Here is a 19,634-nt window from a genome sequence, read left to right as displayed (position 1 = left end):
TCGGAGGGCTAGCACCACACCGGCCTGGCCTCCCCGAAGCCCTTCTCGCGCAGCACGCGCGCGTGCCACGCCGCCGAGGGCACGTCGCCGTCGGCGTGCTCGCCGTAGATCTCGCAGCGCCGGGCCGTGGGCTCCGCGAGAACCTGGTCCTTGGCGGCGAGCTGCCACCATTCGGACCAGTCGAGGGCGCCGTCCCGCTTGGCCTGATCCATACGGGCATGGCGCAGGGCGCGCTCGGCCGCGTTGATCCTTGGCGTCGTCTCGTCGATCATGTGGTCCGCGTTCGTTACGAGTCGTGGGGCAGCTTCGCCGGCCAGTCGGGGGCCTTGAGGTCGGCAGTGACGAAGCCGACCCGATCGTCGTCCGCGAAGGTGCCCTGCGCGATGGCGAGGAGCGGGGGACCCCCACCGAGCATGATCTGGAACCGCATCTCGCGGTCGGGCATGTACCACTCCTGCTGCCGGTCCCAGCTCTCCTGCCAGGCGTGCCAGTCGGTGGTGGCCGTGGTGGTGTCGGCGTCCGTCATCGAGCGCGTCCCTCGTAATACCCTGTAAGCACCATCAGCTGTTACAACCGCGCTCACGACCATAAAGCCCCTCCGTAAGGACTACAAGTGGAACTGGCCTATTACTCGGACTACGCCGTGCGTCTCGTCAACACCGAGGAACCGGCCCGGGGCAAGGACACGCTGACGTCGGTCGAGGCCGTCCGCGAGCTGTTCGGCGCCAACCAGCCGGCGGCCCGGCGCGCCACCGACGCGGACGTCACGCGCTTCCGCTCGGTCCGGGCCCGGCTGCGCGCGGTCTTCGAGGCGGCCGACGCGGGCGACGAGACGCTCGCCGTCGACCTGCTGAACTCCCTGCTGCTGGAGTTCCCGGTGAGCCCGCAGATCTCCGGGCACGACTTCCGTGACGACGACGGCCGTCCGCTGTGGCACATGCACCTGGCGGACCACCCGTCCAACGCGACGGCTGGCTATGCGGCGATCGCGGCGATGGGCCTGGCGTTCCACCTGACGGAGTACGGCGTGGACCGGCTCGGCCTGTGCGAGGCCGCGCCCTGCCGCAACGCCTACCTCGACACCTCCACCAACCGCTCCCGGCGCTACTGCTCCGACCGCTGCGCGACCCGCGCCAACGTGGCGGCCTACCGCGCCCGCAAGCGCCTGGAGACGGCCCGGCCCGACAGCACGGGCCTGGCGGCGGACAGCGCCCAGCCCAGCAGCGCCCAGGGCGAACGGCGGCCGGGCCTGAGCGGCCGGTAGCGGAACCGGACCCTCCCCAGCACCAGGTCGTCGGGCACGACGCCGTAGTCGGTGCTGTCGCCACCCGCGTACGCGTTGTCCCCGAGCACCCACCAGCCGGTCTCGCGCCGCTCGGCGATCCGCTTGACGACCAGGAGGTCCTGCTGGAAGGGGTGCCGCAGCACGATGACGTCGCCCGGCTTGATCCGGGCTCCGTAGTGCACCAGGAGCCGGTCCCCGTGGTACAGCGTGGGCACCATGGACGGCCCGGTCACCTCGGCCACCCCGAAGGGCGGGGCAGGCCTCCCCCGATCGGACTCCTGCGACAGCTCCGGCATCACCCGGCACCTCCCCGGTTCTTCCTCCACCAGTCTCAGTCTCACCCCGGACTTTTGTCCTAAGCCCAAGGGGGCACTCGCTAAAACCCCTCCTCCACGGAGTAATGTCCCCTGTGAGAAGACGATCACGAGGAAGGAATGCTCCATGCTTTCCCGCCTGTTTGCCCCCAAGGTCAAGGTCAGCGCGCACTGCGACCTGCCCTGCGGTGTGTACGACCCTGCCCAGGCCCGCATCGAGGCGGAGTCGGTCAAGGCTGTCCAGGAGAAGATGGCCGGCAACGACGACCCGCACTTCCAGGCGCGCGCCACCGTCATCAAGGAGCAGCGCGCCGAGCTCGCGAAGCACCACGTCTCGGTGCTCTGGAGCGACTACTTCAAGCCCCCGCACTTCGAGAAGTACCCGGAGCTGCACCAGCTGGTCAACGACACCCTGAAGGCCCTCTCGGCCGCCAAGGGGTCGACCGACCCGGCGACCGGCCAGAAGGCGCTGGACTACATCGCCCAGATCGACAAGATCTTCTGGGAGACCAAGAAGGCCTGAAGTCCATGGGCACCCGAAGGGGCCCGGCCGGGCAGTCCCGGCCGGGCCCCTTCATCATGGTCGTGATCAGTCGTGGGCCGTGATCAGTGGAACCGGGGCACGATCAGGTAGATCCCGTACGCCACCACGGCCGCGCAGCCGAGGAAGCACAGGACGGCCTGGGCGAGCCCGAGAGCGTGCGTGTCGCCCCGGCGTTCAGGGGCGGAGGTGCCGCCCTCGGCTGTGCGGGCGCCCCCCGATCGGGCGAGGCCGAGGACGCCGAGGGTGAAGACGACGACCACGGCGACGGTGGCGCCGACGCTCACCGCGGTGCCCTCGCCGAGCGCGGTCCAGTTCAGATGCATGCCGACTCCCCTTCGTTCAGGCGGCCGCGCCGACCTTGGCCGGCTGCTCGGTGCGGATGGTGACCTGGTGCGCGTCGTTGACGTCGTACGCGTCGTTGACGTTGTGCGCGTCCACCGGGTTGCGGCGCGAGACGGCCACGAGGCCGGCGGCGAGGGCCACACCTACCAGGGCGACGACCGCCGTACCGAGGTCACCGCCGCCCCGCACGACGCTCGCGGCCGGGCCGCCCACCAGCGCGGCGGCGGGCAGCGTGATCAGCCACGCGGCCGCCATCCGCCCCGCGACGCCCCAGCGGACCTCCGCGAGCCTGCGGCCGAGGCCGGCACCGAGGATGCTGCCCGTGACGCGGGCGCGGCACGAGGGACTCGGGGCCGCGTTCGTCGCCGGTTTCTCCGGCTGGACGGTGATGCGCGACCCGGCGGGCCGCACCTACTGCCTGACCGACCGGGACCCGGAGTCGGGCCGGCTGCGCGGCTCGGACGCCCTCTGGTCCCCCAACCGGGCCGCGCGCTCCTGGAGATAGCGCTGCTCGGGCAGGCTGAGGGTCCGCGCCGCCGCCGACTCGTAGGCGGCACGGGCGGCTTGGGGTTCGCCCGCGCGCTCCAGGAGGTGACCTCGTACGGCGTCCAGGCGGTGGCCGGTGAACTCGCCCGCCAAGGCGTCCAGTTCGGCCAGGCCCGCGCGTGGGCCCCGCACCATGGCGACGGCGACCGCGCGGTTGAGGCGCTCGACCGGGCCGGGCACCAGGCCGACGAGGACGTCGTACAGGCCCAGGATCTCGGTCCAGTCCGTCTCCTCCGACGAGGGCGCCTCGTCATGGACGGCGGCGATCGCGGCACGGAGCTGGTACGGCCCGGGGCGGCCCCGGGAGAGCGCCCGGGTGATCAGCGCGACGCCCTCCTCGATCGCTGCCTTGTCCCAGCGGTCGCGGTCCTGCTCGTCGAGGGGGACCAGCTCGCCGTGCGGTCCGCTGCGCGCGTCGCGGCGGGCGTCGGTGAGCAGCAGCAGCGCGAGCAGGCCGGCCACCTCACAGTCGTCGGGGAGCAGCCGGTGAACAGTGCGGGTCAGGCGTACGGCCTCGCCCGCCAGGTCGCGGCGCTGGAGCGCGGCGCCGGAGGTGGCCGTGTAGCCCTCGTTGAAGATCAGGTAGAGGGTCTGCAGGACGGACGGCAGCCGCTGCTCCCACCGGTCCGGGCGGCCGAACCGCACGCCCCGCACCTTCTGCTTGGCCCGGCTTATGCGCTGCGCCATCGTCGCCTCCGGCACCAGGTACGCGCGGGCGATCTCCGCTGTGGTCAGACCACCGACGGCACGCAGCGTGAGCGCGATCTGCGCGGTCGGCGTCAGGTCGGGATGGCAGCACAGGAAGAGCAGCGACAAGGTGTCGTCGTCGCGGGGTGCCCGCTCGCCGGGCGGCGGGGCGATGAAGGCGTCGCGGGGTGTGAGAGCCGCGGCCCGTTCCTCGCGCTGCCGCCGGGCGCGCTCGCCGCGCAGGGCGTCGATCAGCCGGCGTGAGGCCACCTTGATCAGCCAGCCGCGCGGATTGGCGGGCACGCCTGCCCCGGGCCACTGCCCGGCCGCTGCGAGGAGCGCCTCCTGTACGGCGTCCTCGGCGGTGTCGAAGTGGCCGTACCGTCTGACCAGCGCGCCGAGGACCTGCGGCGCGTTCCGGCGCAGCAGGTCCTCGATCTCGGGTGCGTTCGTCACCGGTACGTCCGTCGGCGTCGGCCGGTCCTCAGATGTCCCCGGAGCCGTCCATGATCGGACGGATCACGACCGGGTGGTTGGGGGCGCCGGCCGGCTGGGGGCAGCGGGAGACGCGGTCGGCGATCTCGGTGACCCGCTCCAGGCTCTCGCACTCCAGGACCCAGTAGCCGGCCAGCAGCTCCTTGGTCTCGCTGTACGGCCCGTCCGTGATCACGGCCTTGCCGTCGTCGCCCAGGGTGACGTGCCGGGTCTGCGCCGGCTCGGCCAGGCCCTGCCCGTCGACGAACTCGCCGGTCTCGGAGAGGTCGTCGTTGATGGCGCCCATGTAGGCGAACATGGCCTGGACCTCCTCCTCGCTCCAGGCGGGAGAGTCCGCCGACTCCTTGCCGCGCATGGCCTCGTAGTCCGCCTGCGTGCCCTGCACCATGACCAGGTACTTCATCAGTCCGCTCCTTCGGCTCGCACCGCCCGGCCGGGCGGCTCTTCACAGGGGACGTCGGAGCCGGGCCGGGATTCTCGACACGGGCTCAGGAGTTTTCCGCGACGGTCTCTCCAGGGGCTTCTTCGGGCGGGGTCACCGCACGTGGCGCGGGGGCCTCGGCGGGCCGGGGGTGCTCCCCGGGGTGGACGTGCTCCCCGGGCCGCGTCCGCTCGTCGGCGTGGCCGGTCTCGGCAGCCTCCGCGTCATAGGCCGTGCACTCGGGGTTGCGGCAGGGGCCCGCCACCCACAGCGGGACCCACGCGCCCAGCGTCTTGTGACGCCGGACGACCGTTTCCACGGGCTGTCCGCAGGCCGGACAGACGTGTCCTTCGCTGCCCATGTCCTCAGACTAGGACGCTCGGGGGCTCAGCGCTTCCTGCCGTAGGTGCGCACCAGTGCCCCGTTGCCGAACGTGCGCGCCGACTCCAGGGTGAACTCCGAGATCGCGCATCCGGAGCCGAACATCGGCATGCCCTCGCCGTAGACGAGCGGGTACGTCTTGATGACGAGCTCGTCGACCTCGTCGAACAGTTCGCCCGCGAGCTGCGAGCCGCCGCACAGGTAGATGCCGAACTCGCCGTCCTCGGCCTTCAGTTCCCGGACCTTTCCGACCAGGTCGTCGGCGATGATCTCGACGTTCTGGTCGGGCGAGGCCCCGAGGCTCCGGGAGGCGACGTACTCGCGCAGATGGGCGTAGGGGCTGGTGATGCCTTCCTTCAGGGCGAGGTCGTAGCTGCCCCGGCCCTGGATGATGGTGTCGAACCGCTTGTTCGGCAGGTCGTCGAGGCCGAGGGCCCGGCGCCCGTGGGTCGCCATGGTCTCCGGGTATTCCGCCTTGAGGAAGTCGATGAACTCCTCGTCGACGAAACGGAGCATCGCGGTGGCGTCGCCGCTCGGGTCCCCGATGAAGCCGTCGATCGAACAGGCGATGAAGTACGTGAGCTTTCGCAAGCCGGTCTCTTTTCGTAGGCTGCCGCTTGAATGACTTCAGTTGTAGTACTTCTACTGTAGTGGTTTCAAGGGAATATCCATCCGCCGTCGCAAGTGGGAGAAGGGACTCCACATGGTCAGCAACCCCGGGCGCCGGGCCGCGCTCGTCGACGCCGGTGTCGAGGTGCTCGCGCGCGAGGGGGCGCGCGGGCTGACGTTCCGCGCGGTGGACGCGGAGGCCGGCGTGCCCGTCGGCACCGCATCCAACTACTTCACCGGACGCGCCGACCTGCTGCGCCAGATCGACACCCGGCTGCACGTACGCCTCGCGCCCGACCCCGACGTGGTCGAAGAGCTGCTGGCCCGGCCCAAGGACCGCTCACTGGTCACGGCCTTCATGCACGACCTCATGGGGCGCGCGACGCGCGACCGCACGGGCTATCTGGCCCTCACGGAGCTGCGCCTGGAGGCCACCCGGCGTCCCGAGCTGCTCGCCTCCTACACCAAGTCGGTGCGCGGCGACCTGGAGGAGGCCATGGAGTTCCACCGGACGGCCGGGCTGCCCGGCGGCGACGAGTCCGTCGCCGTGCTGTACCTGGCCATGCTCGGGCTGCTCCTGGAGCACCTGACGCTGCCGGGCGTCCTGGAGGGCGTGCTGCCCGGGGTGAGCGTGCCGGACGGACTGGTGGAGCGGATCGTGGCGACGGTGCTGCCGGAGGGTCCGCAGGAGTAGGCCGCGGATCAGGCCTTGCGGGCGCGGGGCTCGCGCCACATCGGCCACATGGCCGGGCCGCCCTCCGGGAGGTCGAGGACCGGGCCGCACGACGCGAAGCCGAGGCGCTCGTACAGCTCGCGGCTGCGGGCGCTGCTCGCCTCCAGGTAGGCGGGCAGCCCCTCGCGGTCGCAGCGGTCGAGAACCGACTCGATGAGCGCGGTGCCGAGGCCCTCACCCTGACGGCCCGGCGTCACACCGATCATCCACAGGTACTCGTGGGCCCGTCCCGAGGGATGGACGGCCGCCGTCAGCCGGCCGATCTGCTCGATGCGCTCGTTGTCCGGGGCGACGGCCTCCCGCATCCGAGCCGGACCGTCGTCCTCGCCGCCGCCATCTCCCTCGCCGTCAGGGTCGTCGGCCGGAACGGACATCCACAGCGCACAGGCCGAGCCGTCCTCGGTGACGTCTATGCGACCGGCCTCGAGCACGATGTCGGTGAACGCGGCCATGAGCCGCGGGTGGTGGGCACGGCGGTCCTCGGCACCGGGGAAGACCCAGCCGCTCACGGGGTCGTTCCGGAACGCCTCGTCCAGGAGCCGGACGACCAGTTCCCGGTCCCTCTCGCCCGCCGTCCGGATCGCCACACCCATGTCCCGCCCCTTTGTTCGTCCCGACGGGCGTTGATCGTAGGGCGCTCGGGAACCGGGCCGGAGACCCGCGCGGGAGCTTGGCGGGATTTCGTCGAACGACTGCCCAAAGCACCGGGGTGTTGCCGGGTCGGCACCGGATCGGCAGGCGTTCACGGAGCGGCGGTGCGTCAACTCGTGGGGCGGATACCGCGGTAGGGAGGCGGGCCCCGCACACCGTGGGGCAGTGCGGGGCCCGCCTGGCCGGATGCCCCGGGGCCGTGCGGGGTCAGGAGCCGCACGACCCCGGCACTCCGGGGCCTCCTGCCCTTCGGTCACCCGAAGGGCCGTCAGGTACTGCTGCCGCGGGCCGCGGGCCCTGGGCCCAGGGATGGGGCGGAATGGGGCCTTGGGCCGCGGGCCTTGGGACGTCAACTGCTGCGCCGTGTCACGAACTCGGCGAGGGCCAGCAGGCCACCCGCCGCCTCCGGGTCCGGTACCGCTCGCGCCAGTTGCTGCATCGCACGGGCCATCCGGTCGGCCGCCTGGCCCTGGGCCCAGTCACGGCCACCCGCCCGCTCCACGGTCTGGGCGATGTGCTCGAGGTCCTCCTTCTCGCTGGGTCGTGCGTACAGTTCGGCGAGTTCGGCCGACGCCGGGGTGCCGGACGCGAAGGCCGCCACGACCGGCAGGGACTTCTTGCGGGCGGCCAGGTCCGCACCGACGGGTTTGCCGGTACGGCGTGGGTCGCCCCATATGCCGATGACGTCGTCGATGAGCTGGAAGGCGAGCCCGGCCTCCCGGCCGAACGCATCGAGCGCCGCCACGTCCGCGTCCCCGGCGCCCGCGTAGAGCCCGCCGATCGCGCAGGCGCTGCCCAGCAGCGCGCCCGTCTTGGCCTCCGCCATGGCGAGCACCTCGTCGAGCGTGACATCGGCGGGGCCGCGCCGCTCCAGGGCCGTGTCCGCGTACTGCCCGGCGCACAGTTCGACCACGCAGTCCGCGAGCAGGGCGGCGGCCGCCGGGGCCGCCGGATGCGGGTCCTGCGCGAGGAGCCGCAGGGCCAGCGCCTGGAGGGTGTCCCCGGCGAGGATCGCGCCTTCGTCACCGAACACCGTCCATGCGGTGGGACGGTGCCGACGGGTGGCGTCCCGGTCCATCACGTCGTCATGCAACAGCGTGAAGTTGTGGACCAGCTCCACCGCGGCGGCCGCCCGGACCGCCCCCGCTCGTGCCTCGGATCCGCCGAGTGCGGCCGCCGCGGCGAGGACGAGCGCGGGCCGGATCGCCTTGCCCGCGCCGCCTTCTGCCGGGCTGCCGTCGGCGTGCTCCCAGCCGAAGTGGTAGCGCGCGATGCGCCGCATCGGCCCGGGCAGTGAGCCGAGCGCGGCCCGCAGCACGGGGTCGACCTCCGTGCGGGCCCGGTCGAGGAGCATGACCGCCTCGTGCCCCTCGGGCGGTGCCGGCCGGCTGTCCCGCTGTGTTCCGATGGGTCCCCGCCCTTCCGGCGCCCCGGCTCCGTGCCGGGGCTCGGTGCCGCACCGTGCACGGGGTGCGGGCAGCGTCGGCTCCGTCCTGAACTCCGTGAGGGAATCACCCATGGGACCGCCTCGGGGGAAGAGCGGACGGTGGCGCTTCCGCTGCCGCTGGGCGCGTACCCCGAGGATGTACCCGCCCGGACGGGCGGGGACACGGCCGGCACATGGGGAGCGTCACCGCCAGCGGCCGATCTCGACGTTCTCCAGGACACCGAGCGCGTCCGGTACCAGGACCGCTGCCGAGTGGTAGGCCGTGACCAGGTATTTGATGATGGCCTGTTCGTTGATGCCCATGAAGCGCACCGACAGGCTCGGCTCGATCTCGTCCGGGATGCCGCCGGCCCGCAGACCGATGACGCCCTGGTCGCTCTCGCCGGTACGCATGGCGATGATCGACGTCGTACGCTCCGGGGTCACCGGGATCTTGTTGCACGGGAAGATCGGCACACCCCGCCAGGTGGGGATGCGGTTGCCGCTCATGTCGATGGTCTCGGGGACGAGCCCGCGCTTGTTGAGCTCACGGCCGAACGCGGCGATCGCCCGCGGGTGGGCGAGGAGCAGTTTGGTGCCGCGGCGCCTGCTCAGCAGCTCGTCCAGGTCGTCCGGGCTGGGCACGCCGTCGTGCGGCTGGATCCGCTGGTCGTACTCGCAGTTGTGCAGGAGCCCGAAGTCGCGGTTGTTGATGAGCTCGTGCTCCTGGCGCTCCTTCAGCGCCTCGACCGTCAGCCGGATCTGCTGCTCGGTCTGGTTCATCGGCTGGTTGTAGAGGTCGGCCACGCGCGTGTGGATGCGCAGGACGGTCTGGGCGACGCTCAGTTCGTACTCACGGGGCCTGGCCTCGTAGTCGACGAAGGTGTGCGGGATGTCCGGCTCGCCGGAGTGGCCGGAGGAGACGTCGATCTCCTTCTCGCCGTACTTGTTGGAGCGCTGCTCGGGGATCGAGCGGTGCCGCTGGAGGTGTTCGCGCAGCGAGTCGGAGCGCTCCGCCACCTGCTCGACGTCCTGGCGGGGCAGGACGAGCACGGTGCACGCGGTGAGCGCGCGGGCCGTGTACTCCCAGATGGCGTCCTCGTCGAGCAGCGCCTGGTCGCCGAAGTAGGCGCCGTCGGCGAGGACTCCGAGGGACTCGTCAGCCCCGTACGGACCCGTGCCGAGCTTCTCCACCCTGCCGTGTGCCAGCAGGTACACCTCGTCGGACGGGCTGCCGAACGAGGCGATCACCTCGCCCGCCGCGACCTCGCGCTGCTCGCAGCGCCGCGCCAGTTCAAAGAGCACCTCGTCGTCCTCGTACGCCCGCAGCGCCGGCAGTTCGCCCAGCTCCGCGGGGATGATCTCGACGCGGTCGCCGGTCTTCACGAATGTGATCCGGCCGTCGCCCACGGCGTACGTGAGCCGCCGGTTCACCCGGTACGTGCCTCCCTGAATGTCCACCCAGGGGAGCATGCGCAGCAGCCAGCGGGAGCTGATCTCCTGCATCTGCGGCACGGACTTGGTCGTGGTGGCCAGGTTCCGCGCGGCTGCCGTGCCGAGACTCTGCTGCGGCCTGGTGTCCTCCGTGCGGACCTCTTCGCCTACCGACATAGAGCACTGCCCTCCCCGGTTGTGCCCGACGCCCATATGCCTCGGGCATCGATGTGCACGCACAAGCCTTCCTGACGCAGCGTGGCAGTGCTATTACACGAACGAGCGGGAATGGATCTTCGCCTGACTGGGCAGAGGGCGTCGCAGTCCGGCGTCCGGCGATGACGACGGCCGGGCTGCCGGCAGGTGGCGACAACCCGTGCGAACGTGTCGGTAATGCCTCTGGGAGCCCGGCCGAACCGGTCCTAGCGTGGTGATCCGTTCTCCACCACACCAGACCACTCCAGGAAAAGGCCTGCTCATGCAGTACGTCGCGCCGATCGGCATCGGCATCCTCTACGCGCTGTCGATGTCTTTCGTCCGCGAACCGCACCGGCGGCGGCTGAACGCGATCATGGTCGCCGGAGCCGGAGCCGCGTACCTCAGCGGCGGCGGCATGGGCGGCTGGGAGTTCCCCTTCACCGCGCTGCTCGCCTACGTCGCCTTCCGCGGCCTGGAGTCGTGGACGTGGATCGGCGTCGGCTGGCTCCTGCACACGGCCTGGGACGTCGTCCACCACGTCAAGGGCGCCCCGATCATCCCGTTCGCCCACACCTCCTCCCTGGGCTGCGCGATCTGCGACCCGGTGATCGCGATCTGGTGCCTGCGGGGCGGGCCGTCGATCGTCGAACTCTTTCGCGACCGACGGCGCGGCGGACGCCCCGCAGCGACGCCGACGGCGGGCTGAGGCGGGGCAGGGCCGAGGGCCAGGCCGTCCCGCTCCCGGGTGACAATGGCGGGGTGACCAGCACCGACGACGGCGAGGCGCCGCGCCTCGGGACCCTGCGTCCCCGGCTGCCTTCGCCCGTGCAGGAGCTCGTGGACAGGCGGTTCGAGCGTCGGGGCGTCCGGCTGCTGCTGAAGCGGGACGATCTGATCCACCCGGAGCTGATCGGCAACAAGTGGCGCAAGCTGGCGCCGAACCTCGCGGCGGCGGACGGCCGTGCCGTCGTCACCTTCGGCGGGGCCTACTCCAACCACCTGCGCGCCACGGCCGCGGCCGGCCGGCTGCTCGGTATCCCCACGGTCGGTGTCGTCCGCGGGGAGGAACTGGCCGACCGCCCCCTCAATCCGTCACTGGCCCGCTGCACGGCCGACGGCATGCGGCTGCATTTCGTGGACAGGACGGCCTATCGCCGCAAGTCCGACCCTCGGGCCCTGGCCGCGATCCTGCGGGCGGCGGACGCCGAGGAGGCATACGTCGTCCCCGAGGGCGGCAGCAACGCCGCGGCCGTCCGCGGATGCCAGGCGCTCGGCACCGAGCTGCGCGACCGGGCCGACGTCGTCGCCGTGGCCTGCGGCACCGGGGGCACGCTGGCGGGACTGGCCGCCGGCCTCGCCCCCGGGCAGCGCGCCCTGGGCATACCGGTGCTCAAAGGCGGCTTCCTGACCGCCGAGGTCAGTACCTTGCAGCAGCAGGCTTTCGGCGGCTCGCGCGGCACCTGGGACCTGGACGACCGCTTCCACTTCGGCGGCTACGCGCGCGTGCCCGAGGAGCTCGACGCCTTCGCCACGGACTTCGAGCACCGGCACGGTCTGCCCGTCGAACGTCTGTATGTCGCCAAGCTGCTGTACGGACTCGTCACCCTGGCTGCCGAAGACGCCTTCCCTCCCGGGACGACGGTGGCGGCCGTGATCACCGGCCGCCCCTTCCCGTGATGCCAGGGGCCCGTGACCGCCCCTTCCGGCACGCCCGGCGGAGCCCTACACCGCTTCCCGGAACGCCGCCGCCTCCTCCAGGTCCAGCCTCCGCAGCAGCGTCCGCAGCATCTCGTCGTCGATGTACCGCGCGTCCCTGAGCCTGACGAACGTCTCGCGCTCGGCGCTGATCATCTCCCGCGACAGCCGCCGGTAGGTGTCGTCGACGGTCTCCCCCGTGACCGGGTTGACCTGCCCGAGCCGTTCCCAGACGGCGTTGCGGCGGCGCTCCAGGACGATGCGCAGCCGGTCGGCGAGCGGAGCGGGCAGGGCGTTGCGCTCGTCGGAGAGGAGTTCGTCGAGGCGCTGCTCGGCGGACCGGGACGCCTGCGCCTGGGCGTTGGCCTCGGCGAGCGTCTCGGCCTGCGGGTCCCGCCCCGGGATCTTCAGCAGCCGGATCAGCGGGGGCAGCGTCAGGCCCAGGACGACGAGCGTCCCGATCACCGTCGTGAAGGTGAGGAAGAGGATGAGGTTGCGGTGGGGGAAGGGCTCGCCGTCGTGCAGGGTGAGCGGGATGGAGAAGGCGATGGCGAGAGAGACCACGCCTCTCATGCCGGCCCAGGCGATGACGAACGGCCCCCTCCAGGTCGGGTTCTCCTCCCGCTCCCGGATCCGGGCCGACAGCAGACGCGGCAGGAAGGTCGCCGGGTACACCCACACGAACCGGGTCACGACGACCACCAGGAAGACGGCGAACGCGTACCAGGCGGCCTTGGCACCCTCGTACTGACCGAGGCCCCTCAGCACCACCGGCAGCTGCAGTCCGATCAGTGCGAACACCGCCGACTCCAGGACGAAGGCGACCATCTTCCACACCGCTTCCTCCTGGAGACGGGTGGCGAAGTCGACCTCCCACGCGCGGTGCCCCAGGTAGAGCGCGACGACCACGACCGCGAGGACGCCGGAGGCGTGCACCTGTTCGGCGACGGCGTACGCGACGAAGGGGATCAGCAGGGAGAGCGTGTTCTGGAGCAGCGCCTCCTTCACGTGCGTGCGCAGCCAGTGGATCGGCGCCATCAGCACCAGCCCCACCACGACACCGCCGACCGCCGCGAGCAGGAACTCGCCGATGCCCTGGGCCCAGGTCGCGCCCTCCCCGACGGCGGCCGCGAGGGCGACCCGGTAGGCGGTGATCGCGGTGGCGTCGTTCAGCAGGGACTCGCCCTGGAGGATCGTGGTGATCCGCGACGGCAGCCCGACCCGGCGTGCCACCGCCGTCGCCGCGACCGCGTCCGGCGGCGCCACCACCGCCCCGAAGACCAGGGCCGCGGTCAGCGGCAGTTCCGGCACGATCAGGTACAGGGCCCAGCCGACGGCGAAGGTCGCGAACAGCACGTACCCGACGGACAGCAGCGCGACCGGCCGCAGCTGCGCCCGCAGGTCGAGGTAGGAGCTGTCGGTCGCGGCCGTGTACAGCAGCGGAGGCAGGATGAGCGGCAGGACGACATGCGGGTCGAGGGTGTAGTCCGGCACGCCCGGGACGTAACTGACCGCCAGCCCGGCAGCCACCAGCAGCAGCGGCGCCGGCACCGGGGTGCGCCGCGCGGCCGCGGCGATCGCGGCGCTGCCCGCCACCAGCAGCAGCAGTGGCATCACGTCCATCGTTCTCGCCCGCCCTCTTTTTTCCACGCGTTCTTCCGCGCGACCGTCGTAACCTGGCAATCATGAAACAGTGCACGCACGCCGACGCGCTGCCGCACCCCGAACCCGTCCCGCTCAGCGAGACGTGTCCGGAGTGCCTCGCGGAGGGCATGGATCCGGTGCAACTACGGCTGTGCCTCAGCTGCGGTCACGTCGGCTGCTGTGACTCCTCGCCGGGGCGGCACGCGGCGGAGCATCATAAGGAGTCCGGTCATCCCGTGATGAGGACGCACGAGCCCGGGGAGGCCTGGCGCTGGTGCTTCGTCGACCATGTCCTGGTGTGACCCGGCGGAACCCGGGCTCAGGACGGTTCGACCAGGACGGTTCGACCGTCTGACGTCTGGGTACGTCAACCCGGCGCGCGCTCTTCCCATTTGGGCCCGCCCAACCCCTAGACACGGAGCGTGTCCACAGGTTTACTGTGAGTGACGGCAAGGGGTTGGGTCCCGGGGACAGGACCGTCGAGAGCGCGATAGCGTCACCGCTGAACCACGTATCGCGTTACCCCCGGGGAACGACCCCCGGCTCTGAAACGCTTGTACCACCATGGAGGTGAGGGTGTCCCAGATCGCAGGCGAGCCCGCGACCCAGGACTTCGTGGAAGTCCGGCTGCCGGCCGCGGGTGCCTACCTGTCGGTGCTGCGTACGGCCACGGCCGGACTCGCGGCCCGTTTGGACTTCACCCTCGACGAGATCGAGGACTTGCGCATCGCGGTGGACGAGGCCTGCGCGATCCTGTTGCAGCAGGCCGTGCCCGGCTCGGTGCTCAGCTGTGTCTTCCGCCTCGTCGACGACTCACTCGAGGTCACCGTCTCGGCACCGACCACGGATGGTCATGCCCCCTCGCGGGACACCTTCGCCTGGACCGTCCTGTCCGCTCTGGCGGGCAAGGTCTCCTCTGCCGTGGACAAGGACAAAACCGTTTCGATCAGCCTCTACAAACAGCGCGGCGCGGGACCCGGGCCGGCGTGAGGAACGAGGACGGGCCGGTGCGGGACGAAGAGAGCAGCACACGAGAGCTGCCGGCCGAGGGCACAGGCACGGGCGCGGAGACGGGCCCGAGCGGAACCCGGCGCATGGCGGCCGGTATCGACGGCATCCCCGAGCAGGCCCGCCCGCATCCGGAGGACGACTCCGCGGGGGCCGTCCTCCCGGGCGACGGGCGGCTGCACCGGGAAGGTGCCGTGCGGAGCGCGCCTCCGGGCGGGGGGATCACCGCATCCCCTGCCCAGGGAGGTCCACCCACTCACGCGAAGTCGAGAGTGGCGGAGGAGGCGAGGGCTCGGGGAAGGGCGACGGGCGGGACGATGAGCGAGCACGAGCGACACTCCGAGGACGATGCGCCGAGCGCGCACCACGCACAGGCCGCGCAGCACGGCTCTCCCGACCGCAGCGGGGCGCGCGAGCTGTTCCTCAAGCTGCGCGCCCTGCCGGACGGCAGCCCCGAGTACGCGGAGCTGCGCAACCAGCTGGTCCGGATGCATCTGCCGCTGGTGGAGCACCTCGCGCGCCGCTTCCGCAACCGCGGCGAGCCGCTGGACGACCTCACCCAGGTCGCCACGATCGGGCTGATCAAGTCGGTCGACCGCTTCGACCCGGACCGCGGCGTGGAGTTCTCGACGTACGCGACCCCGACGGTCGTCGGCGAGATCAAGCGGCACTTCCGCGACAAGGGCTGGGCGGTGCGGGTGCCGCGCCGGCTCCAGGAGCTGCGCCTGGCGCTGACCACGGCCACGGCCGAGCTCTCCCAGCTGCACGGCCGCTCCCCCACGGTCCATGAACTCGCCGAGAAGCTGTCGATCTCGGAGGAGGAGGTCCTGGAGGGCCTGGAGTCCGCCAACGCGTACTCCACGCTGTCCCTGGACGTCCCCGACACGGACGACGAGTCCCCGGCGGTCGCGGACACCCTCGGCGCGGAGGACGAGGCGCTGGAGGGCGTGGAGTACCGGGAGTCCCTCAAGCCGCTGCTGGAGGACCTTCCGCCGCGCGAGAAGCGGATCCTGCTGCTGCGCTTCTTCGGCAACATGACCCAGTCGCAGATCGCGCAGGAGGTCGGCATCTCGCAGATGCACGTCTCGCGGCTGCTGGCGCGCACGCTGGCGCAGCTGCGGGAGAAGCTCCTCGTCGAGGAGTGACGGCTACTTCTCCGTGTCGCCGGGGCCGCCGGGCCCGCGGATTCCGAGGGCCCGGGTCGTCTCGGGGTTCACCAGCAGGACGAGCGCCGCGACCGCCACGACCGCGAGGGCGATCCCGGCCGGAATGGCCATGCTGTCGGCCTGGAGCAGGTTGTAGGCCACCGGCAGGGCCAGGAGCTGGGTGATGACGGCCGGGCCCCGGCTCCAGCTGCGGCGGCCGAGCAGCCCTCGCGCGGCGAGCAGCGGCAGCAGCGCGAGCACGACCAGCGTGATGCCTCCGGTCACGGCCTGCTGCCGGTCGTCGGGATGCCCCGTGAGACCGAGGACGACGACCCAGACGCCGCCGACGACCAGCGCGAGTCCCTCCAGTGCCGCCAGCAGCGCGGCGTACGTCAGGCGCCGGGGGCGGGGGCCGGTGGTTTCCTCGGTCGTGGGGGTCTGCTCACTGCTCACCCCTGAAGAGTAGCCCTCGTCGTACGCGCCCCTGAGGCGAGGTTCACCCCTGCTCTCTTACCGGATCCCTACCTCGGTCTGGGCCCGGTACCACCCAGTAGGTACGCTGCCACTCATGCGTGCACTCCTCGTGGTCAATCCGGCGGCAACCACCACAAGTGCGCGCACACGCGACGTACTGATCCACGCGCTCGCCAGCGAGATGAAGCTGGAAGCGGTCACCACCGAGTACCGCGGCCACGCGCGCGACCTCGGCCGGCATGCGGCGGAGAGCGACGACATAGACCTGGTGGTGGCCCTCGGCGGCGACGGCACGGTCAACGAAGTGGTCAACGGCCTCCTGCACGCCGGTCCCGCCCCGGGGCATCTGCCCGGCCTCGCCGTGGTCCCCGGCGGCTCCACCAATGTCTTCGCCCGCGCCCTGGGCCTGCCCAACGACGCGGTGGAGGCGACCGGCGCTCTGCTGGACGCGCTGCGCGACGGCAGCGAACGCACGGTCGGTCTGGGACTGGCCTCGGGCACGCCGGGCTCGGAGGACGAGGCGGTACCGGCCCGCTGGTTCACCTTCAACGCCGGGCTCGGCTTCGACGCCGGTGTGGTCGGCCGGGTGGAGCAGCACCGCGAGCGCGGCCGGAAATCCACACACGCTCTCTACGTTCGCCAGGTCGTGCGACAGCTCCTCGGTGAACCGAACCGTCGGCACGGGACGATCACACTGGAGCGGGCCGGCGAGGAACCGGTCACCGATCTGGTGCTCTCCATAGTCTCGAACACCTCCCCGTGGACGTTTCTGGGGAATCGCCCGATCTACGCGGCACCTAAGGCCTCGTTCGATACCGGTCTCGATATCTTCGGTCTCAGCCGCCTGTCCACTGCGGCGGTTGCCCGGTATGGCACCCAGTTGCTCACTTCGTCCCCCGAGCGCGGACCCCATGGCAAGCACGCCACCTCTCTGCACGACTTGACGGAGTTCACCTTGCATTCGAAGGTGCCGCTCCCCCTCCAGATGGACGGTGACCACCTGGGGTTGCGAACGAGCGTGACGTTCACAGGCGTACGTCGAGCACTGCGTGTGATTGTGTGAGCAGAAGGGGCTAAAGTCCTTTCACTCGAACGTTTAGGCCAGGATCCACCCCATGGAAGTACGGCTGTGACCTAGTCGACACCGAAGAATCAAAAAAAACTTTCCAGAAGGGGTTGTGTCCGCCGCCGAGGTTTGCGAGTCTCTACGTGGCGATCGGGACGGCCCGCAACATCGGCCTCCACTGATCGCCAGAACCCCTCTTCAACTCACAGGACCTCGTCAGGGAACCTGGCGGTCGGCCCTTCACTTGTTGAGGGATTCGTGAAAGCGTTCACATTCACAAGCAACGTGCATGTAATACCAAGGAGAGGTAGCAGCCATGGACTGGCGTCACAACGCCGTTTGCCGCGAGGAAGACCCCGAGCTCTTCTTCCCCATCGGCAACACCGGTCCTGCGCTGCTGCAGATCGAGGAAGCCAAGGCCGTCTGCCGTCGCTGCCCGGTTATCGAGCAGTGCCTGCAGTGGGCGCTCGAGTCCGGCCAGGACTCCGGCGTCTGGGGTGGTCTCAGCGAGGACGAGCGCCGCGCCATGAAGCGCCGCGCCGCCCGCAACCGGGCCCGTCAGGCCTCCGCCTGACAACCCACCCCTGCTGACAGCCTGAGCTTGGCGGCGCGTACAGCGAGTACGCATCTCCCGCCCCCGAGCCGCAGCGCGCAGTTCCCCCGATGCGCTTAGTTAAGCAGCAACGAGCTTTAGCCCCGGGCCAGTTCATGGCCCGGGGCTCAATGCTGTGGTGAGCGGGTTCCGCGAGGGCTCCGGGTGCCGCTACTTCTCCCCCCGCACCGGAATGTCCAGGATCACGCGAGTTCCACGTTCCGGGGCCGGAACCATGTCGAAAGTGCCGCCCAACTCGCCCTCCACCAGAGTCCGTACGATCTGGAGGCCGAGGTTGCCCGCGGTGTGCGGATCGAAGCCCTCCGGCAGGCCGACACCGTCGTCCTGGACGGTGACCAGCAGACGAGCCTCCTTCGTGGTGCCGCCGCGGACCGCCGACACCTCGACCGCGCCGGTGTCGCCCTCACGGAATCCGTGCTCCAGCGCGTTCTGCAGCACCTCGGTCAGCACCATCGACAGCGGGGTGGCGACCTCGGCGTCGAGAATGCCGAAGCAGCCGGTGCGCCGGCCCGTGACCTTGCCCGGGGAGATCTCCGCGACCATCGCCAGGACGCGGTCGGCGATGTCGTCGAACTCCACACGCTCGTCCAGGTTCTGGGAGAGCGTTTCGTGCACGATCGCAATCGAACCGACGCGCCGTACCGCCTCTTCGAGGGCCTCCCGGCCGCGGTCGGACTCGATGCGGCGGGCCTGGAGGCGGAGCAGGGCCGCCACCGTCTGGAGGTTGTTCTTCACGCGGTGGTGGATCTCGCGGATCGTCGCGTCCTTGGTGATCAACTCACGCTCGCGGCGACGCAGTTCCGTCACGTCACGCAGCAGGACGAGCGAGCCGATGCGGGTGCCCTTGGGTTTGAGGGGGATCGCGCGGAACTGGATGACCCCGTCACTGGCCTCGATCTCGAACTCACGTGGCGCCCAGCCGCTGGCGACCTTGGCGAGAGCCTCGTCCACCGGGCCCCGGGTCGGGGCGAGTTCGGCGGTGGTCTTGCCCAGGTGCTGGCCGACGAGGTCGGAGGCGAGGCCGAGCCGGTGGTAGGCGGACAGGGCGTTCGGGGAGGCGTACTGGACGATGCCGTCGGCGTCGAGCCTGATCAGGCCGTCGCCCACCCGGGGCGAGGCGTCCATGTCGAGCTGCTGGTTCGCGAACGGGAAGGAGCCGGCCGCGATCATCTGCGCGAGGTCGGAGGCGCTCTGCAGGTAGGTGAGCTCCAGGCGGCTCGGTGTGCGCACGGTGAGGAGGTTGGTGTTGCGCGCGATGACGCCGAGGACGCGCCCCTCCCGCCGGACGGGGATCGACTCGACCCGGACCGGGACCTCTTCGCGCCACTCGGGGTCGCCCTCACGCACGATGCGGCCCTCGTCGAGGGCGGCGTCCAGCATCGGGCGGCGGCCGCGCGGGACGAGGTGGCCCACCATGTCGTCCTGGTACGAGGTCGGGCCGGTGTTGGGGCGCATCTGGGCGACCGACACGTACCGGGTGCCGTCGCTGGTGGGGACCCACAGGACCAGGTCGGCGAAGGAGAGGTCGGAGAGCAGCTGCCACTCCGAGACCAGCAGATGAAGCCACTCGAGGTCGGTGTCGTCGAGGGCCGTGTGCTGGCGTACGAGTTCGTTCATGGAGGGCACGTGTGCGAGCGTACCCGGGGGTTTGTACGGCTCTGAAATGTACGGCCCGGCTCTGCGAGCCACTGCCCGGCCTGGCTCCGCCCCTGAAACACCCGCGGGCCGCGGCGCCTGAGAGGGACCCTCAACCCTCCCGGCACCGCAGCCCGGAGCAGCATCGGCCGCGGGGTGTGCGGTCCCGGTCGGCCGAAGGACGAGGATCCAAGGCAGTCAGGGCAGAGAGCCTCGGTTCCTCTGTCCGCCTTCCTGTGCGGGGAAGACGGAGGCTGGTGCGCGCTTCACGTGTGCGCCTCACACGCG

The 19,634-nt window shown here is 71.0% G+C and carries 22 protein-coding genes and 2 pseudogenes; 10 read left to right on the top strand and 14 right to left on the bottom strand.

Annotated elements, in window-relative coordinates; translation table 11 throughout:
* Positions 1-8: 8 nt before the first annotated feature.
* Positions 9-526 (bottom strand): annotated as a pseudogene (locus tag SSQG_RS26245) (hypothetical protein).
* 87 nt (positions 527-613) lie between these two features.
* On the opposite strand from SSQG_RS26245, the gene SSQG_RS26240 reads away from it, so the two are divergent.
* Entirely contained in the window at positions 614-1,264 is a 651-nt protein-coding gene (locus tag SSQG_RS26240; protein WP_003992894.1) for a CGNR zinc finger domain-containing protein, read from the top strand.
* Here SSQG_RS26240 and sodX read toward each other — a convergent pair.
* On the bottom strand, positions 1,147-1,581 hold the full coding sequence (sodX, locus tag SSQG_RS41495; RefSeq protein ID WP_158681105.1) for a nickel-type superoxide dismutase maturation protease: 435 nt from the start codon (positions 1,579-1,581) through the stop codon (positions 1,147-1,149). The two genes, SSQG_RS26240 and sodX, sit on opposite strands and share 118 nt — an antisense overlap.
* A 145-nt stretch (positions 1,582-1,726) precedes the next feature.
* Here sodX and sodN point away from each other — a divergent pair, with 145 nt between their 5' ends.
* Complete coding sequence (gene sodN, locus SSQG_RS26235) at positions 1,727-2,122, top strand: superoxide dismutase, Ni (protein ID WP_003992892.1); 396 nt, start codon at positions 1,727-1,729, stop codon at positions 2,120-2,122.
* Between the two features lie 83 nt (positions 2,123-2,205).
* Here sodN and SSQG_RS26230 read toward each other — a convergent pair whose 3' ends face one another.
* The 6 genes and pseudogenes from SSQG_RS26230 to SSQG_RS26205 all read right to left on the bottom strand — a co-directional run bounded on the left by SSQG_RS26230 (position 2,206) and on the right by SSQG_RS26205 (position 5,606).
* On the bottom strand, positions 2,206-2,466 hold the full coding sequence (locus SSQG_RS26230; protein WP_003992891.1) for a hypothetical protein: 261 nt from the start codon (positions 2,464-2,466) through the stop codon (positions 2,206-2,208).
* Positions 2,467-2,482: 16 nt separating this feature from the next.
* Positions 2,483-2,809: pseudogene (locus SSQG_RS26225) on the bottom strand (inorganic phosphate transporter); the annotation flags it as partial.
* Between the two features lie 87 nt (positions 2,810-2,896).
* Positions 2,897-4,174 carry an RNA polymerase sigma factor gene (locus SSQG_RS26220; protein WP_003992889.1) on the bottom strand — a complete coding sequence of 426 codons (1,278 nt, stop codon included), beginning with the start codon at positions 4,172-4,174 and terminating at the stop codon, positions 2,897-2,899.
* Positions 4,175-4,202: 28 nt separating this feature from the next.
* A complete protein-coding gene (locus tag SSQG_RS26215; RefSeq protein ID WP_003992888.1) occupies positions 4,203-4,616 on the bottom strand; it encodes a YciI family protein in 414 nt (137 codons plus the stop codon).
* Between the two features lie 85 nt (positions 4,617-4,701).
* Entirely contained in the window at positions 4,702-4,995 is a 294-nt protein-coding gene (locus SSQG_RS26210; protein WP_039933642.1) for a hypothetical protein, read from the bottom strand.
* Between the two features lie 26 nt (positions 4,996-5,021).
* A complete protein-coding gene (locus tag SSQG_RS26205) occupies positions 5,022-5,606 on the bottom strand; it encodes a dihydrofolate reductase family protein (RefSeq protein WP_003992886.1) in 585 nt (194 codons plus the stop codon).
* 112 nt (positions 5,607-5,718) lie between these two features.
* Between SSQG_RS26205 and SSQG_RS26200 the strand changes: the two genes are divergently transcribed.
* Positions 5,719-6,318, top strand: a complete 600-nt coding sequence (locus tag SSQG_RS26200; protein ID WP_003992885.1) for a TetR/AcrR family transcriptional regulator — start codon at positions 5,719-5,721, stop codon at positions 6,316-6,318.
* An 8-nt stretch (positions 6,319-6,326) separates the two neighbouring features.
* Here the strand turns inward: SSQG_RS26200 and SSQG_RS26195 are convergent, their stop codons facing one another.
* The 3 genes from SSQG_RS26195 to SSQG_RS26185 all read right to left on the bottom strand — a co-directional run bounded on the left by SSQG_RS26195 (position 6,327) and on the right by SSQG_RS26185 (position 10,045).
* Positions 6,327-6,950, bottom strand: a complete 624-nt coding sequence (locus tag SSQG_RS26195) for a GNAT family N-acetyltransferase (protein WP_039933641.1) — start codon at positions 6,948-6,950, stop codon at positions 6,327-6,329.
* A 407-nt stretch (positions 6,951-7,357) separates the two neighbouring features.
* Entirely contained in the window at positions 7,358-8,527 is a 1,170-nt protein-coding gene (locus SSQG_RS26190) for a family 2 encapsulin nanocompartment cargo protein polyprenyl transferase (protein ID WP_003992883.1), read from the bottom strand.
* A gap of 111 nt (positions 8,528-8,638) precedes the next feature.
* A complete protein-coding gene (locus SSQG_RS26185) occupies positions 8,639-10,045 on the bottom strand; it encodes a family 2B encapsulin nanocompartment shell protein (RefSeq protein WP_003992882.1) in 1,407 nt (468 codons plus the stop codon).
* 301 nt (positions 10,046-10,346) lie between these two features.
* On the opposite strand from SSQG_RS26185, the gene SSQG_RS26180 reads away from it, so the two are divergent.
* On the top strand, positions 10,347-10,772 hold the full coding sequence (locus SSQG_RS26180) for a DUF6010 family protein (RefSeq protein ID WP_039933640.1): 426 nt from the start codon (positions 10,347-10,349) through the stop codon (positions 10,770-10,772).
* Positions 10,773-10,825: 53 nt separating this feature from the next.
* The gene (locus SSQG_RS26175; protein WP_003992880.1) at positions 10,826-11,743 is read left to right on the top strand and encodes a 1-aminocyclopropane-1-carboxylate deaminase/D-cysteine desulfhydrase; all 918 of its coding nucleotides are present in this window, start codon (positions 10,826-10,828) and stop codon (positions 11,741-11,743) included.
* Between the two features lie 45 nt (positions 11,744-11,788).
* On the opposite strand, the gene SSQG_RS26170 is transcribed toward SSQG_RS26175, so the two are convergent.
* On the bottom strand, positions 11,789-13,384 hold the full coding sequence (locus SSQG_RS26170; protein WP_003992879.1) for a Na+/H+ antiporter: 1,596 nt from the start codon (positions 13,382-13,384) through the stop codon (positions 11,789-11,791).
* Positions 13,385-13,446: 62 nt separating this feature from the next.
* Here SSQG_RS26170 and SSQG_RS26165 point away from each other — a divergent pair, with 62 nt between their 5' ends.
* The 3 genes from SSQG_RS26165 (at position 13,447) to SSQG_RS26155 (ending at position 15,558) form a co-directional block, all read left to right on the top strand.
* Entirely contained in the window at positions 13,447-13,707 is a 261-nt protein-coding gene (locus SSQG_RS26165) for a UBP-type zinc finger domain-containing protein (RefSeq protein WP_003992878.1), read from the top strand.
* A gap of 274 nt (positions 13,708-13,981) precedes the next feature.
* Positions 13,982-14,395 (top strand): hypothetical protein, encoded by a 414-nt coding sequence (locus SSQG_RS26160; RefSeq protein WP_003992877.1) that lies wholly within the window; start codon positions 13,982-13,984, stop codon positions 14,393-14,395.
* A 17-nt stretch (positions 14,396-14,412) separates the two neighbouring features.
* A complete protein-coding gene (locus SSQG_RS26155; protein ID WP_003992876.1) occupies positions 14,413-15,558 on the top strand; it encodes an RNA polymerase sigma factor SigF in 1,146 nt (381 codons plus the stop codon).
* Between the two features lie 3 nt (positions 15,559-15,561).
* Here the strand turns inward: SSQG_RS26155 and SSQG_RS26150 are convergent, their stop codons facing one another.
* Positions 15,562-16,011: a hypothetical protein gene (locus SSQG_RS26150; RefSeq protein ID WP_003992875.1), complete on the bottom strand. Its 450-nt coding sequence runs from the start codon at positions 16,009-16,011 to the stop codon at positions 15,562-15,564.
* A gap of 115 nt (positions 16,012-16,126) precedes the next feature.
* Here SSQG_RS26150 and SSQG_RS26145 point away from each other — a divergent pair, with 115 nt between their 5' ends.
* Together SSQG_RS26145 and SSQG_RS26140 are read left to right on the top strand one after the other, a co-directional pair.
* Positions 16,127-17,095, top strand: coding sequence for a diacylglycerol/lipid kinase family protein (locus tag SSQG_RS26145; RefSeq protein WP_003992874.1), 969 nt, complete (start codon positions 16,127-16,129; stop codon positions 17,093-17,095).
* Between the two features lie 319 nt (positions 17,096-17,414).
* Positions 17,415-17,672 carry a WhiB family transcriptional regulator gene (locus SSQG_RS26140; protein ID WP_003992873.1) on the top strand — a complete coding sequence of 86 codons (258 nt, stop codon included), beginning with the start codon at positions 17,415-17,417 and terminating at the stop codon, positions 17,670-17,672.
* 189 nt (positions 17,673-17,861) lie between these two features.
* Here the strand turns inward: SSQG_RS26140 and SSQG_RS26135 are convergent, their stop codons facing one another.
* Positions 17,862-19,328 (bottom strand): sensor histidine kinase, encoded by a 1,467-nt coding sequence (locus SSQG_RS26135; protein ID WP_039933638.1) that lies wholly within the window; start codon positions 19,326-19,328, stop codon positions 17,862-17,864.
* Between the last annotated feature and the right edge of the window lie 306 nt (positions 19,329-19,634).

The sequence above is a fragment of the Streptomyces viridochromogenes DSM 40736 genome (assembly GCF_000158955.1).
Lineage (GTDB): Bacteria > Actinomycetota > Actinomycetes > Streptomycetales > Streptomycetaceae > Streptomyces > Streptomyces venetus.
This window is presented reverse-complemented; position numbering and strand designations above follow the sequence as displayed.

Bases quoted from the DNA above. Each gene is read 5' to 3' on its own strand.
- SSQG_RS26165 (WP_003992878.1), top strand. From the start codon at position 13,447: ATGAAACAGTGCACGCACGCCGACGCGCTGCCGCACCCCGAACCCGTC.
- SSQG_RS26190 (WP_003992883.1), bottom strand. From the start codon at position 8,527: ATGGGTGATTCCCTCACGGAGTTCAGGACGGAGCCGACGCTGCCCGCA.
- SSQG_RS26195 (WP_039933641.1), bottom strand. From the start codon at position 6,950: ATGGGTGTGGCGATCCGGACGGCGGGCGAGAGGGACCGGGAACTGGTC.
- sodX (WP_158681105.1), bottom strand. From the start codon at position 1,581: ATGCCGGAGCTGTCGCAGGAGTCCGATCGGGGGAGGCCTGCCCCGCCC.
- SSQG_RS26200 (WP_003992885.1), top strand. From the start codon at position 5,719: ATGGTCAGCAACCCCGGGCGCCGGGCCGCGCTCGTCGACGCCGGTGTC.
- SSQG_RS26180 (WP_039933640.1), top strand. From the start codon at position 10,347: ATGCAGTACGTCGCGCCGATCGGCATCGGCATCCTCTACGCGCTGTCG.
- SSQG_RS26145 (WP_003992874.1), top strand. From the start codon at position 16,127: ATGCGTGCACTCCTCGTGGTCAATCCGGCGGCAACCACCACAAGTGCG.
- SSQG_RS26210 (WP_039933642.1), bottom strand. From the start codon at position 4,995: ATGGGCAGCGAAGGACACGTCTGTCCGGCCTGCGGACAGCCCGTGGAA.
- SSQG_RS26170 (WP_003992879.1), bottom strand. From the start codon at position 13,384: ATGGACGTGATGCCACTGCTGCTGCTGGTGGCGGGCAGCGCCGCGATC.
- SSQG_RS26185 (WP_003992882.1), bottom strand. From the start codon at position 10,045: ATGTCGGTAGGCGAAGAGGTCCGCACGGAGGACACCAGGCCGCAGCAG.
- SSQG_RS26215 (WP_003992888.1), bottom strand. From the start codon at position 4,616: ATGAAGTACCTGGTCATGGTGCAGGGCACGCAGGCGGACTACGAGGCC.
- sodN (WP_003992892.1), top strand. From the start codon at position 1,727: ATGCTTTCCCGCCTGTTTGCCCCCAAGGTCAAGGTCAGCGCGCACTGC.
- SSQG_RS26135 (WP_039933638.1), bottom strand. From the start codon at position 19,328: ATGAACGAACTCGTACGCCAGCACACGGCCCTCGACGACACCGACCTC.
- SSQG_RS26230 (WP_003992891.1), bottom strand. From the start codon at position 2,466: ATGCATCTGAACTGGACCGCGCTCGGCGAGGGCACCGCGGTGAGCGTC.
- SSQG_RS26140 (WP_003992873.1), top strand. From the start codon at position 17,415: ATGGACTGGCGTCACAACGCCGTTTGCCGCGAGGAAGACCCCGAGCTC.